Below are 13,334 nucleotides of genomic sequence, written 5' to 3' on the forward strand. Positions count from 1 at the left end.
CGGGCTCATGCGTGGCTGCACTGCTCGGCGAACTCGCCGACGTTCGCGGCGGTGACCCGTTCCTCCTGGACGGTCTCGCTGCGCGGCGGGTTCTTGCCGGTCAGGTACCGTACGACGTAGTCGGCGGTCTGCTCGGCGATGGTGCCCGGATCCTCGGTGGCGGTGCCGTACAGCTCGCCCGCCTTGATCGAGTCGATGCCGGCCTTGAAGCAGTTGCTGCTGGTGACGATCAGGCCGTCCTTGCCGCCGATCGTGAAGCCCGCCTGCTTGGCCGCCTGGATGATCGGCAGCGCCATGTAGTCGGCCATGCCGTACGCGGCCTGCACCCCGTCCTTGCCGTGCTTGGCCAGGAGCTGCTGGGCGATGGTGCCGGACAGCTGCGGATCCCAGTTGGCGTCCTGCTCGTCGACGACCTTGTACTGCGGCGCGGTCGCCAGGACCTTGTTGAAGCCCTTCATCCGGTGCTGGGTCACGAGCATGGACTTGGTGCCGGTCAGGACGATGATGTCGCCGGAGTCGCGGCCCTGGGCCTTGAGTCCCTCGATGATGTTCTGGGCGGCGTACTCGCCGAGCTTCTCGTTGTCCGAGAGCACCGACATCACCGCGTCCGCCACCGACGGGTCGGGCGGGCCGTCGAAGACGAGCACCGGGACGCCGGCCGCCCCGGCCTTCTTGATCGGCACCGCCATCGCCGTGGTGTCGAGGATGGAGACCACGATGAGGTCCGGCTTCTGCGCCACGGCCTGGTTGAACTTCTGGACCTGGGTGCCCGGATCCATGGTGGTCATGTCGCCGATCTGCACGCCGGTGGGCGCCAGGCGTTCGGTGAAGACCTTGTTGAAGTAGGCGCCCCACGGGTTGCCGTTCCCGTAGCCGACCAGGGCGATCGTCCGGCCCGACAGCGACGTCCCGGAGGCGCCGCCGGACGGGGACGGCGCGGTGGGCTGACCGCCGCAGGCCGCGATCAGCAGGGTGAGTCCGAGTGTGGCGGCGGCGAGGGATCTGGTGCGGAACATGGTTCTCCTTCGACCCTTCGGCGTGATGGGGGGTGAGGGCTCGCGCCGTCGTCAGGACGCGGGGGTCACAGGAGCCGCGCGAAGTCGGCCATCTCCTGGTCGGGGTCGAGCACGGGCTGCAGGAGCAGCTCATCGATGCCGGACGCTTCGAGGGTGGCGACGCGTTTGACCAGGTCGTCGGGGGTTCCGACGAGGCCGAGCTTGTCGACCAGGGAGGGGACGATCAGGTCACGGTCCTGGGGGTAGATGCGGCCGAGGTAGTTCTCGTACAGGACGAAGTGGCGGTCGTCGGCGGTGGCGGTGGTGCCGCGCCGGTCGAGCAGCCGCCGCACCGCGTCGGCCTCGTCGGGTTCGAGCCCGTCCAGGAACGAGGGGTTGTCGGCGGCGAAGGTGAGCAGCGCCATGGCGACGTGACCCATGGAGTCGCGGGCGAGGTCGCCGTGCGGGTTCTCGCCGTCGGCGAGGATGTGCATCGAGGTCATCACGTACGAGGTCGTCGGCGTGGTCACGCCGGCCTCGGCGGCCCCGGCCCGGTGCGCCTCGCCGAACGCCTGCCAGGCCGCCGGGTCGAGCAGGCCGAAGGAGATGGTGCCCGCGCCACGGCGGCCGGCGATGCGCGCGGCCTTGAGCCCGAAGGCGGCCACCACGAACTCGATCGGGTCGGTGGTGTCGACGTAGTCGCCGACGTGCAGGAAGCGCACGTCACGGGTGCGCTCGCCCTCGCTGTACTCGGTGGGGCGGCCCGCGGTGAGGTCCTGGAGCTGGCGGGTGAAACGTTCCAGGGTGGCCATCGTGGTGGGCTTCATGCCCAGGGTGCGCCGGGCGGTGTTGCCGGTGCCGACGCCGCAGATGACGCGGCCGGGCGCGAGGGCGTTGAGGCTGGCGAGGGCCGCCGCGCAGGCGGGGGCCGAGCGCAGGGCGGGCGAGGTGACGCCGATGCCGAGCCGGATGCGGCTGGTGGCCTTGGCGCACAGGGCCAGGCCGACGAAGGGATCCCCGTTGACCATGGGCGTGTCGTAGACCCAGAAGCTGTCGTACCCGAGTTCCTCCGCCTTGGCCGCCAGGTCTTCCACCCCTGGCTTGGCCGTGACCACGATGCCCTTGCGCATGCCGCATCTCCTCGATTGCGAGCCAGGACCTACTTACTGAGCGCATAGTTACTGCGAGCGCGAGAGGTGTCAAGATGTGCGCGTGAACGTAGGACGGGACGGTAATGTCAGCGCGTCGAGGTCGGCATCGGGGAGGATCGGGGATGGTCGCGAAGCGTCGCGGTCCGCGGCGGGGTGGCAATCCCCCGCTCGTCTGGCTGGACGAACCCTCCAGCGATCTCTGGGACGAAGACCTCTCGGACGTGACCAAGGCCCTGCTGGGCTCCGCGGTCCTCTGCTTCGCCGAGAAGGGGTTCCAGGCGACGACGACCCGCGACATCACGGGCAAGGTCGGGCTCACCCCCGGCGCCCTTTACGTGCACTTCTCCACCAAGGAGGAGGTGCTGTTCGAGATCGTGCGCAGCGGTCACCGCCGGGCCCTGGAGGCGCTGCGGGCGACGCTGCCGGGCGACGACCCGGAGACCCACCTGCGGCAGGTGGTCGCGGTGTTCGTGGAGTGGCACGCCGAGCACCACACGACGGCGCGGGTCTGCCAGTACGAGCTGACCCCGCTCTCGGCCGAGCACTACGCGGAGATCCTCGACCTGCGCGGGCAGTTCAACGCCATCTTCAGGGACGCGGTCGGCCGGATCGTCGACGGCGCGACGGCCGACCAGGACGACGTCAGCCGCCTGGCGCGCTCGATCCTGTCGCTGGGGGTCGACCTGGTCCGCTGGTACCGGCTGGGCGGCACCGACACCCCGGCCTCGCTCGGCGCGTTCTACGCCGACCTGGCCGTCCACATGACCGCCGCCGTCCGCGGCCGTCGCCCCACGAGCGCGTAGCGCCCGCTTCGTGCTTGACAAGCACCGCTCTCGTTACTAACTATGCGCTCAGTAAGCGATGAGGTCCCGCCCGGCTCCAGAAAGGCTGCCGAACGAGATGCACGGCTTGATGCAGGAGCACGCCCTGGCCCTCCCCCTGATCTTCCGCCGGGTGGAGCGCCAATTCGGGCACAAGCGGGTGGTGACGGGCCGCGTGGACGGCGAGACCACCGCGACCTGGGCCGAGATCTGCGCGCGCACCCGGCGGCTGGCGGCGGCGCTGGACCGGCTCGGCGTCCCCATCGGCGCCCGGGTCGGCACGTTCGGCTGGAACAGCCGGCAGCACGTCGAGCTGTATCTCGCGGTGCCGTGCGCCGGGCGGGTCCTGCACACGATCAACCACCGGCTCTTCCACGAGCAGATCCGCTACATCGTCGACGACGCCGCCGACGACGTGCTCTTCGTCGACCGTTCGCTGCTGCCCGTGGTGTGGCCGTCGGTCGGGAAGCTGGCCGGCCCCCGTCACATCGTGGTCATGGACGACGGCGCCGACGCCCCGCTGCCCGACGACCCGAGGATCCTCGACTACGACACGTTGCTCGCCGAGGTCACGCCGCACGCCGGCGACTTCTCCATCGCAGACGAGAACACCGCGGCGGCGCTCTGCTACACCTCCGGCACCACCGGCGACCCGAAGGGCGTCCTCTACAGCCACCGGTCCATGGTCCTGCACTCCCTGCTGCTGCTCATGGTCGACACCTTCGGGATCAACGAGCGCGACGTGGTGATGCCGGTGGTGCCGATGTTCCACGTCAACGCCTGGGGGCTCCCGTACGCGGCGATGTTGTGCGGCGCGGACCTCGTCCTGCCCGGTCCGGCGATGCGGCCCGTGGAGCTGATCGCGCAGATGGAACGGCATCGCGTCACCTTCACCGGCGCGGTGCCCACGGTGTGGCGCAGCCTGGAGCCGCTGCTGAAGGAGCACGACCTGTCCAGCCTGCGGACGATCATCTGCGGCGGCGGCGCGGTGGACGGAGCGCTGTCGCGCTCGTACGAGGAGGCCATCGGGATCCCCCTCACCAACGCCTGGGGGATGACGGAGACCAGCCCGGTGGTGACGGTGGCGCGGCTGTCCACCGTGCACGACGACCTGGACCCGGACGCGCGGCGCGCGGTCATCGGCACGCCCGGCCCGGCGATCCCGCTCACCGAGCTGCGGCTGGCCGCCGACGACGGCACGGAGATCGCGTGGGACGGTGTCACACCGGGCGAGCTGCAGGTGTCCGGCCCCACCATCGCCGCCCGGTACGTGGGCGAGGAGCGGCCGGGCCCGGCGTTCACCGACGACGGCTGGCTCAGGACCGGCGACGTGGCCACCATCGACGCCCACGGCTACGTGCGCATCGTCGACCGGACGAAGGACCTGGTGAAGTCGGGAGGCGAGTGGATCTCCTCGGTCGAGCTGGAGGGCGCCATCATGGCCGACCCCCGGGTCGCCGAGGCGGCCGTGATCGGCGTGCCCCACCCCCGCTGGGGGGAACGGCCCGTCGCGTACGTGGTCCGCCGGCCCGATGCCGACCTCACCGCCGACGACGTACGCGAGCATCTGACCGCGCACGTCGCCCGCTGGTGGATCCCCGAGGAGGTGCACTTCGTCCCCGAGATCCCGAAGACGGCGACCGGGAAGTTCTCCAAACGACAGCTCCGCCTGCAGCGCCGGTCCGACGACAACCCCCCACAGGAGTGAGCCACCATGCCCATCCAGCCTCGTCTCATCGTCACCGGCCGGGAGCCCGACGGCACCTCGGTGTTCGTCACCGACCGGCCCGCCGAGCCGATCTCCGTCGGCGCCATCCCCGGCTCGGAGTTCTACCTGATGTGGGGCACCGAGGACGGCACCGCCACGGTCGGCACCAAGCCGCGGCAGCCGACGACCTTCCCGTTCTTCCCCGGCGCCGGCGGCACCCGCATCCTGTTCCTGCGCTGGGCCCCCGACTCCTCCGCCCCCGAGCAGCTCGGCGACCCCGGCGAGCTGGCCGCCGAGGCCGCCGGGAAACTGCCGGGCCTGATGGACGTGTTCGAGCCCGACAACCCCGGCATGCACACCACCGACACCGTCGACTACGGCATCTGCCTGGAGGGCGAGCTGCACCTGGAGCTCGACGACGGCCAGGAGGTCAAGCTGACCCCCGGCGCCGTCGTGGTCCAGCAGGGCACCCGCCACGCCTGGCACAACCGCGGCGACCGGCCGGCGCTGATGTGCTACGTCCTGATCGGCGCCGAACGCGACTCCTGACCCGCGGCCGAGGCAGCGGCAGAGACCCCCACGTTTCGCCCGAAAGGCCATCCGCCTATGGACCGACTGTTGTTCGACGACGAGCACGACCTGTTCAGGGCCTCAGTGGCCGCGTTCGCCGCGCGCGAGCTGCTGCCTCACCAGGAACGTTTCGCCGCCGAACGGCGCATCGGCCGGGCCGCCTGGCGCGCGGCCGGCGAGTGCAACTGCACGGCGGGTACGGCTGCATGACCGAGTACCGCCTGGACCGACGCCCGCGTCACCTAGATCTGGGCGGGCTCGAACGAGATCATGAAGGAACTCATCGGCCGCGACCTCGGCCTCTGACCGGAGCGGACGTCGATGAACCTTTCCGAGGAGAGCTGGGAACTGCTGCGCGCCTACGGCATGGACGACAGTCTCGTCAGCGCGTGGTGCAGCGGACTGAGCGTGGCGGAGGCGGCGACGCGACTGCGGGCCGACCTGGCTTCGGCCACACCATGCACCTGGGAGCGCATCGAGGACGGCCTTGACCCGGCGTCGCCGCGCGAAGGAGTGGTCTGGATCGGCGAGCAGGCACCGGGCTGGGTGCAGATCATCGCCTACGAGGGTTACCACTTGGCGCTTCCCGAGCCGCAACAGTCACTGACGGCGAACGGCGGCGAGCTGCTCTACCTCGGATGGCCCCTGTACGAGACCGAAGGTATGGACGATCTTGAGTACGTGGCCGACGGCCGGCCGACGACCACCGTCTGCCTGGTCGCCCCCGACGTGCGGGCCGGCCGCGAGCCGGACGCCCTCAACGCCCACATGAAGGGGCTCGCGCTGGGAGCCGACCACGACCCGGACACCATCTCGGACGCCGCGTTCGCTCTGATCGGCCGGGTGACCGGCGAGCAGTTGAGCGCCGACTGGCTGCGGGCCGAGCACACGCGATACGTCATCCCGATGGGTGCGTGGAACCCTTGATACCCGCCTCCGTCAGACGGGCGGCATCAAGTCGCTATCGCTGATGGTGTACGTAAGCGCGGGGTAGGTGAAGTCCGTCTCTTGGTTCTCGCGGCGCCGTAGTTGGTAGAACTCGCGCTTCTGGTCGTCGTCGGCCGAGGTGAGGCGTGCGCCGTCCGCGAAGCGAGGCTGGCCGTCGCGAAAGCGCACCAAGGTTTTCGAGGTTCGGAAGGTCACGCCCAGCCAGCGGTTCTCGGCCGGGTGGGTGGACTTGTCCAACACGATTTTGTGTTTGTGGCGGCGGTTCAGGCCCACGGAGAAGACGACGGCGCTGTTGTGAGTCAAGGGAATCTCGACGATGTCGCCGTCGGGCTCTTTCGATTCGACGATCAGCTTTCTCGGTGGATTCGCCTCGAGATGCTCGTAGCAGGAGAAGACGGCGATGGACGACTCGTCCGCCAGATCGAGGGCCTGGTCGGAATGGCTGCCCATGGTCGTGTAGGCGTCGGTGTAGATCTCGATGAGGGCGTTGTTGAATCCGGCCGCCGGTGACGTGCATTGTTCGATCTGCTGGGCCAGTCGCTCGTGCACCGCCTGGAAACGTTGTGCCGGCGTGTCGTATCGGGTGGTGGTGCGTACGAGAGGTACGCCACCCGTCTCGTCCACCTTGACCAGGACGGCTCCCGACCGTCCTTTTCCCACGTCCTCGAAGCACGTCGATGCGCTCAGCTCCGCGAAGAGATCGCCTTGAATCGGCAGGATGTACGAGCGGATCTCTTCCAGAGCCCTACGCTCGGGGGGCAAGGTAGTCTCCCATGTTCATGCTGAAGAGAAATCCGTCGCCGTAATCGATGAAGGACTGGGTCCTGTTCTCCTCGGCGTACAGCTTGCGCAGTTCGTTCCTGCCCTCGGGAGTAGGGGGTTCCAGCTTTGTCAGGCCGCCGCTTCTCTTGAGGTACGTCTGGCCGTTCTTGTGCACGGCTTCGGCGTGAGAACAGCGGACCACATAACCCAGGCGGGTCGGGAGCAGGTCGGCGTCCAGGGCCGAGGGCCGGACTTCATGCGTGTAGAGGCGGTTGGTGGACAGCGGCATGAAGAAGACGGAGCCGGGATAGAGCGTGAGGGTGAACTGCTGGGGAAGAGCGCGGTCTGCGGCCGGTTCTTTGAGGCGGAAGTGGAGCTTGGTCAGGCCGCTGACACCGTTCAGACCGTGGTCGAAGGCGTCCAAGGGGCGCAGTTTGTCGAGCTGGTCGTAGAAGGTGCAGAAGGCCATGATGCCGTTGACGGGCATGTCCTTGGTCTTGTCGGCATGGGACGAGATCCTGGCCTTGGCCTGCTTGCGCTCGGCGTCGGCCGGGGTGTTGTGGTAGATCTGCGCGAGGACGTGATTCAGCGGTGCGTGGTCCCGGAATACAGCGTCGGCCTCGTCGTTCAGGGCTTCGACGATCCGTGTGTCCGTCGCGGAGAAGTTCTCGGTCGGTCCCGAGAGGTTCGTGGAGCATCGCAGCAGGCGGAAGTGCAGGTCGTCGCCGTCTCGCGTGACGGGGGTCAGATAGATTCCGGTGCGATGGGCCGTACCCGGTTTGGTGGACTCCGTGAGTGACTGGAAGGCGTGCTCCGAACAGATGCGGGTGAAGTGGTCGGAGCCGGGATCGAAGAAGCGGCGGTAATACACGCCGACGCCGTGCACACCGACGGGAACCTGGCCGAGGTCCACCGGTCGCCACGGCCGGTGGGCCTCCTCGTCGTAGCCGTACGAAAGGTCCCGGACGACGAGCACCCGCGCGGCCGCGTCGATTTCATGACCGCTGATTCTGGATATGTCGCCGCACAGGTATACGGTCTTCTGGCTCAAGCCGGGCCCGTTGGCGAGAAAGTCGTCCAGGGTGAGCACGAGCCCACTGAAATTCTGGATCGTGTCATCGTCTCGCGGTAAGGACGACGACACGATCAGGAACCTATTCGCATTCTCGATACGAGCGGCTTTCCGCCCTGTCGTGTGCATGGAACCGTACACGGTGCCACTGTATCGAACGACGTCCTCACGCCATGAGATCGGCGATCGCGGCGTGGACCAAAGCCTTCTCCTCGCCGGACAGGTCCATGGGACGGTGGGTGAAGGCGTTGTTCGTGTGCGGGCGGGCCGGTATCCCCGCCGCCCTGGCATCTGGTCGTCGAAGTCGAGGTGGACACCGGCGACGACCTGGCCGGGGCAGGAGTTCTTCGCCCGCCAGTGGAGACTCAGAGCCTGTCGCGGCGAGGCCGGCAGCCACCTTGAGCTGCTCAAGGCCGCCATAGGCCCACTCCACCCGCCGGCCCGGCCACGTACGGGCGAGTGTCGCCAAGGCCGCTAGCCGGTAGCTCTGATCGTCGTCGCAGCGACAGAACAGCAGCAGCCGTCGTTCGTCATGGTCGATTAGACACGCACCCTCGCTTTCTGCCGATGGCCAGTTCGCCCTTGGTGGCGAAGGCCAGGTCGATCGCCCATCTGCGCTGGTCACACCGTGAATGGTGACTGCTGTGCCAGGAGGCTCTCACGGCCCGATGCGGCCTCCGTCCGGGGTCTCGCCATGTCGCCGGCCCCGGACCGGGCTGGCGAACCCGCCCCGGCCGCGGAGGTGTCCTCGCGTTCGTTCGCCGCCGGGGTACAGCTCTTCGGTCGAGGCTCACTTCTCCTGGAGCACGTAAGTGGCCGGGAACGCGTTCAGTCATGTCAGAGGTCGACCTCGGCGAGGTGGTCGGCGTTCCCGCCGCGCCATTCGACCAGGAAGAGGCTCGCGTCATCACTTGTCGTCCCCTGCCTTTGGCGCATCAGTGAGTGAGAGAGGCTTCGTACCATCTGCTGCGCAGTTTTCGTCATGGGGCCGACGTGCTCGATGGACTTGATCAGACGTTCTTCGCCGAACTGCTCACCGCCGGTCTCGTGCTCTTCGACGAGACCATCGGTGTAGAACAGCACCCGATCATGACGCGCGAGCTGGCGCGTGTTGATCTGCGGGGTGGCACCGCCAAAGCCGACCGGTAGGGTGCCCGCACCCTCCAACGCCTCGATGACCCGGTTGCCGCGGATCAGCAACGGCGCCGGGTGCCCTGCGTTGACCCATTCCAAGTAGCCCGACCCGATGTCAAGACGCGCCATCTGCGCCGTGACGAACTGGTCGGGGCCGAACTGGTCGTTGATGGCCGCGTCCATGAATTCGTACAGTTCGGCAAGTGCGACATCAGCGCGTCTGGCGTGCCGATAGGCGCCGATGGCCACGGTCGCCAGCACAGCCGCGTTCATGCCATGGCCCATCGCGTCGATGACGGCCATGTTCAGGACTTCGTCGTTGAGGGCGTAGTCCAGGCTGTCCCCGGCGACGTCATAGGCGGGCTCCAGGATGCCGGCGACCGCGACCTGTGGGGTCACCATGGACAACGGGGGCAACAGCGACCATTGGATTTCCGCGGACACGCTCATCGGCTCGCGACGCCGTGCCATGAAGAACTGATCCGTATAACTGTTCTTGGTGACGAGCATGTCGGCGACCAGACCGGCCAGCCGTCGCAGCAATCGGCGGTCGTCGTCGTCGACGGTGCTGAGCGTCAGCGCCATCACCCCGACCTCGTCACTGCCATCGAGGAGCGGCAGGAACATCCGGATGCCGTCGCTCACCGGATGCTCCACCCTCGTCTCGCTGACAAAGGCCTCACCTGCCCACGACCCGTCAATGGGCAAGGGATCGCCGCCCGTGAGCCCCCTGCCCGGCAGCGGCACCAACATCACCTGGTCGTAGTCCTGCAGCAGGATCGACACATCCCAGCCACCGATCTTGCGTACCTCCTCCGCGACCAGCGGAGCGATGAGCTGTGGCGGCATAGTGTGAGCCCGGTCCAGCAATTGCCCCAGCAACCGCTCGCCGAAACCTTCCGACCGGTCCACCACAAGCCGGGCCCCTTTGGGGCTCCCCGGCGCACGTCCTGTCATAACTGATTCAGTCCCCCCGTAGCAGATTCCTTTCTGCCGGTACCCGGCCTTGAACCAGCACCGGCCTCTTTTGGCGTGGAATTGGCCGAGGACACTGTCCGGCCGGCCGGCGTCAGGCGATGTTTGAGGCTTCTTGACCCGCTACAGGTACTGGCCCGCCTCGGCGCTGTCCGTCTTCGATACACGCACCGACACCACGTTGGCGAGGTTGACGACCATGCCGTGCAACTCGGCCTCACTGTCGTATCTCGCCCGCATCAACACCAGACTGCGCCGCTCGTCCACAGCACGAGCGATCGCCGTCACCGCCTCCGGCTCCCCGTCGAAGTCCCCGCTCGTCACGGAGACGTCTTCACCGCCCACCAGGTGGAATCGAATGATCAGCACGACATTCTCGGACACGGCCGGCTCCCTTCGCCAGAATCCGCAAGAGATACCTGCCCGGTGTTGCACGCAGTACGCATCGGAGGTTTCCTGGCACTCGCCTTGACGTCGATCCGAATGACCGGGTGGACGCCTGCCGACGGGTGTTCGCCGGCGACACACGATGGACCGTCGTTCGCGGCGGCGAGCTGGAGGAAGACGACACCCCAGGCCTGCCCGTACGGAGCCGGCACGTCGGCGACCCCATCATCGAGAGCAACCTCACCCGCCGCATTGACTTCGCGTAGCGTAATCAAGGTGACGCATCAAGACACGCCGAACGACCCGCCACACGACGCGGTGGCTCCGGTTGCCGCGCTGGTCGACGCCTGTCGGCACTTCGCCACCCACGTGCGGTTGTTGGCCGACCAGCTCGGCGCGGTGGAGCTGAGCGACGATGACGTCGAGCTGGTTCACCAGGCCGTCCATCAGGTTTTCACCGCGGCAGGGCTGGCGGGCGCACTCGCCACCGGGCTGCAACGGCACACCGGCGAGCAGGACTGCCCGCACTACAACGTACTCACCGACGCCGAGTGGGCACCGCTGGCAGAGAACGGCCGACACGAACGCAAGGCCGTCTACGGGTGCGAGTTGCAGCCCGGCCACACGGGCGCCCACGCGGCGCACGTCCAGCTGCTGCCCGGACCCGACAGGTTCATCTGGATCCGCTGGGACATCCGCGCCCGCGAACTCGTCACGCTGCCGCCGTGCCCGGCCGAACGCGCCGACCCCGATCCTGATCCCCGATCCCCCTACGGGGACGAGCCGGCGCCGTGCCTGCTGTTCGAAGGGCACATCGAACGTCACCGTTACTGACTCCTGCACTTCCTGGTTTCGGCAGGCGCGGTGTTTTCCCGCGTCGAGCACTCACTGTGCCGTCTTGGCCGGGACGCGGATCAGCAGAGCCTCGGGGGCGACCGCGATGCGGGTGGTGGTGCCGGGCTTGATCAGGTCTCCGTCGTACTGCCTGGGCATGGGCCGTGCGGTGTCCACCCGGATCGTCCGGGCGGTGAACCGCTCGATGCGGCGGTCCTCGCGCCGCGATCGGGTAAAAAGGCGGACGGCGACGCCCAGCCAGTCCCGCAGACCGTACGGGGAGAGCACCAAGACGTCGAGGCGGCCGTCGTCCGGTTCGGCGGCGGGGAACAGATGCAGCCCACCCTGTACCCGGCCGACGTTCCCGACCAGCACCATCCTGACCCGCCGGCGGAAGGGCGGGCCGTCGTCCAGACGCAGAGTGACCCGGAATGGCCGATCGCGCAGCCGCGACAGCGCACCGAAGACGTAGGCGAGGGCACCAAAGCGGCTCTTGGACGTCTCCGTGGTGCTCTCCAGCATCGCCGCGTCCAGCCCGATGCCTGCCATGACCGCGAACGTCTCACCGTCGATCTCGCCCAGGTCGACGGCGCGAGTGCGTCCGGTGACACCGGTGGCGATGCCTTCGGCCAGCGTCGTGCCCAGGGCGAGGTTCTGGGCCAGCAGATTGCCCGTACCGGCGGAGAGCACTGCCACCGGCACCCCGCTGCCCACCAGCCCGTGAATGACCGCCCGCACGGTGCCATCACCCCCGCAGGTGAAGACCAGGTCCACCTGTTCGTCCACGGCCCGCCGGGCCAGGCCCTGCCCGTTGTCCTCGATCGTGGTCTCGAACCAGAGCGGCTCGGCCCAGTCGTGCTTGGCCAGCTCAGCGATCACCTCAGCCCGGCGCAGGTCCAGATCGGGCACCTTGGTGGGATTCACGATCACAGCTGCGTGGCGCATGTCCCTACCTCCATGGAAGACGTGGCCTCGATGCGAAGGCCACGCACAACCTGCTGAAGGCCGCCTTCGTGCAGAGGAAGACCGGGCGGGTGGCGATGGACTGGTCGAGTGGCGGACCCGATCGCGAAGACGATGGCCGTGACGGGGACCTCACCGCATCGCGTGGTCAGCGGCGAGCGGCATGAGCCTGTGCAAGACGTTGCGGTAGGCGCGCAGGGCCATCCTCAGCCGCTCGGTCTCCGTAGCGTCCTGGTCGGTGTTCTTCCAGGGCTCCCGGAGCTCACCCAGGCGGCGTTCCAGCGTCTCGTGGACGGCGGTCATCACTTCGTCCACGAGCTCGTCGGCTCGCTGGACGGCTTCGCGCGGGTCGTCCACGAAGAACGCTTGGAGATCGTGCCAGCGCTGCAGGACATCGCTGGAGTCGCTGCCGAGCAACGAGCCGTGTTGTGGCGGCGCGGGCTCGGCCGCCGGGTCGAAGACGAGTTCATCAGAGGTGACGGACAGCGGCCTGTCGGGTTCTCGGGCCGACGCGGGCCGGGGTGGAGGTACGGCGGTGGCGTCGTCGAGACGCTCTTCGTCGTCGCCCATGTTCATGCGATCAGCTCTCTTGAGTCGCCGTGCAGGTGGGGTGGCGGTCACGGGCACCGGCGGCTGGTGGCGGGCGGTCCTCGTCGCAGGACGATGGGAGGCGCTGGCCAGGATCACCAGGTACCAGGTCATGCCGGTCAGGTCTGCCTCCCGGAGACGAGATGCAGCAGCGGGCCAGCCTCCCGTGGACTCGCCGGGCCGCCTGTCGGAGCCGTACTTCTTGAGCCAACCTCCCCACGTGCGGTACGGACACAGCCGATTCCGGAAGAGTTCATCAGCACAGCCGATCACCGAGGCCGCGGCACGACGTCGAAGCCGTCCGGCGGTGGTACGGCAGGCGGCCCGGATCGGTCGGCTCCGTCCGGCGTCGCCGGTATGGGCCTGCCGGAGGGATCGGCCTGCCGGAGGGATCTGAGCGGTGATCAGCTAGGGTGATGAGCTTTG

The 13,334-nt window shown here is 68.2% G+C and carries 15 protein-coding genes; 7 read left to right on the top strand and 8 right to left on the bottom strand.

Translation table 11 applies throughout. From position 1 onward, the window contains the following. Positions 1–5 precede the first annotated feature (5 nt). Both OIE67_RS30770 and OIE67_RS30775 read right to left on the bottom strand, forming a co-directional pair. A complete protein-coding gene (locus OIE67_RS30770; protein WP_326626988.1) occupies positions 6–1,016 on the bottom strand; it encodes a sugar ABC transporter substrate-binding protein in 1,011 nt (336 codons plus the stop codon). A gap of 65 nt (positions 1,017–1,081) precedes the next feature. Further along, positions 1,082–2,125 (bottom strand): LLM class flavin-dependent oxidoreductase, encoded by a 1,044-nt coding sequence (locus OIE67_RS30775; protein ID WP_326626990.1) that lies wholly within the window; start codon positions 2,123–2,125, stop codon positions 1,082–1,084. 143 nt (positions 2,126–2,268) lie between these two features. Between OIE67_RS30775 and OIE67_RS30780 the strand changes: the two genes are divergently transcribed. From OIE67_RS30780 to OIE67_RS30800, 5 genes are all read left to right on the top strand, one after another. Then, positions 2,269–2,949 (top strand): TetR/AcrR family transcriptional regulator, encoded by a 681-nt coding sequence (locus OIE67_RS30780; protein WP_326626992.1) that lies wholly within the window; start codon positions 2,269–2,271, stop codon positions 2,947–2,949. Between the two features lie 109 nt (positions 2,950–3,058). After that, positions 3,059–4,675, top strand: a complete 1,617-nt coding sequence (locus tag OIE67_RS30785; protein WP_326645521.1) for a long-chain fatty acid--CoA ligase — start codon at positions 3,059–3,061, stop codon at positions 4,673–4,675. A 6-nt stretch (positions 4,676–4,681) separates the two neighbouring features. Beyond that, positions 4,682–5,224, top strand: a complete 543-nt coding sequence (locus OIE67_RS30790) for a cupin domain-containing protein (RefSeq protein ID WP_326626994.1) — start codon at positions 4,682–4,684, stop codon at positions 5,222–5,224. Between the two features lie 57 nt (positions 5,225–5,281). Next, positions 5,282–5,455: an acyl-CoA dehydrogenase family protein gene (locus tag OIE67_RS55570; protein WP_397020915.1), complete on the top strand. Its 174-nt coding sequence runs from the start codon at positions 5,282–5,284 to the stop codon at positions 5,453–5,455. Between the two features lie 111 nt (positions 5,456–5,566). Continuing rightward, the gene (locus OIE67_RS30800) at positions 5,567–6,172 is read left to right on the top strand and encodes a DUF6461 domain-containing protein (protein WP_326626996.1); all 606 of its coding nucleotides are present in this window, start codon (positions 5,567–5,569) and stop codon (positions 6,170–6,172) included. A 12-nt stretch (positions 6,173–6,184) separates the two neighbouring features. Here the strand turns inward: OIE67_RS30800 and OIE67_RS30805 are convergent, their stop codons facing one another. From OIE67_RS30805 to OIE67_RS30820, 4 genes are all read right to left on the bottom strand, one after another. Then, a complete protein-coding gene (locus tag OIE67_RS30805) occupies positions 6,185–6,955 on the bottom strand; it encodes an alpha-ketoglutarate-dependent dioxygenase AlkB (protein ID WP_326626998.1) in 771 nt (256 codons plus the stop codon). After that, positions 6,939–8,168: a hypothetical protein gene (locus OIE67_RS30810; protein ID WP_326627000.1), complete on the bottom strand. Its 1,230-nt coding sequence runs from the start codon at positions 8,166–8,168 to the stop codon at positions 6,939–6,941. The genes OIE67_RS30805 and OIE67_RS30810 overlap by 17 nt, the downstream gene beginning before the upstream one ends. Before the next feature lie 696 nt (positions 8,169–8,864). Beyond that, the gene (locus OIE67_RS30815) at positions 8,865–10,073 is read right to left on the bottom strand and encodes a PP2C family protein-serine/threonine phosphatase (RefSeq protein ID WP_326627002.1); all 1,209 of its coding nucleotides are present in this window, start codon (positions 10,071–10,073) and stop codon (positions 8,865–8,867) included. Positions 10,074–10,259: 186 nt separating this feature from the next. Next, entirely contained in the window at positions 10,260–10,520 is a 261-nt protein-coding gene (locus OIE67_RS30820; RefSeq protein ID WP_326627003.1) for a hypothetical protein, read from the bottom strand. 107 nt (positions 10,521–10,627) lie between these two features. Between OIE67_RS30820 and OIE67_RS30825 the strand changes: the two genes are divergently transcribed. Both OIE67_RS30825 and OIE67_RS30830 read left to right on the top strand, forming a co-directional pair. Further along, positions 10,628–10,789 carry a hypothetical protein gene (locus OIE67_RS30825; protein WP_326627005.1) on the top strand — a complete coding sequence of 54 codons (162 nt, stop codon included), beginning with the start codon at positions 10,628–10,630 and terminating at the stop codon, positions 10,787–10,789. Positions 10,790–10,799: 10 nt separating this feature from the next. Further along, positions 10,800–11,357, top strand: a complete 558-nt coding sequence (locus tag OIE67_RS30830; RefSeq protein WP_326627007.1) for a hypothetical protein — start codon at positions 10,800–10,802, stop codon at positions 11,355–11,357. 51 nt (positions 11,358–11,408) lie between these two features. Here the strand turns inward: OIE67_RS30830 and OIE67_RS30835 are convergent, their stop codons facing one another. Beyond that, complete coding sequence (locus tag OIE67_RS30835) at positions 11,409–12,302, bottom strand: diacylglycerol/lipid kinase family protein (protein ID WP_326627009.1); 894 nt, start codon at positions 12,300–12,302, stop codon at positions 11,409–11,411. A gap of 150 nt (positions 12,303–12,452) precedes the next feature. Next, positions 12,453–13,022, bottom strand: coding sequence for a hypothetical protein (locus tag OIE67_RS30840; RefSeq protein ID WP_326627010.1), 570 nt, complete (start codon positions 13,020–13,022; stop codon positions 12,453–12,455). Positions 13,023–13,334 lie beyond the last annotated feature (312 nt).

The sequence above is a fragment of the Nonomuraea fuscirosea genome (assembly GCF_035917475.1).
Classification (GTDB): Bacteria; Actinomycetota; Actinomycetes; order Streptosporangiales; family Streptosporangiaceae; genus Nonomuraea; species Nonomuraea fuscirosea.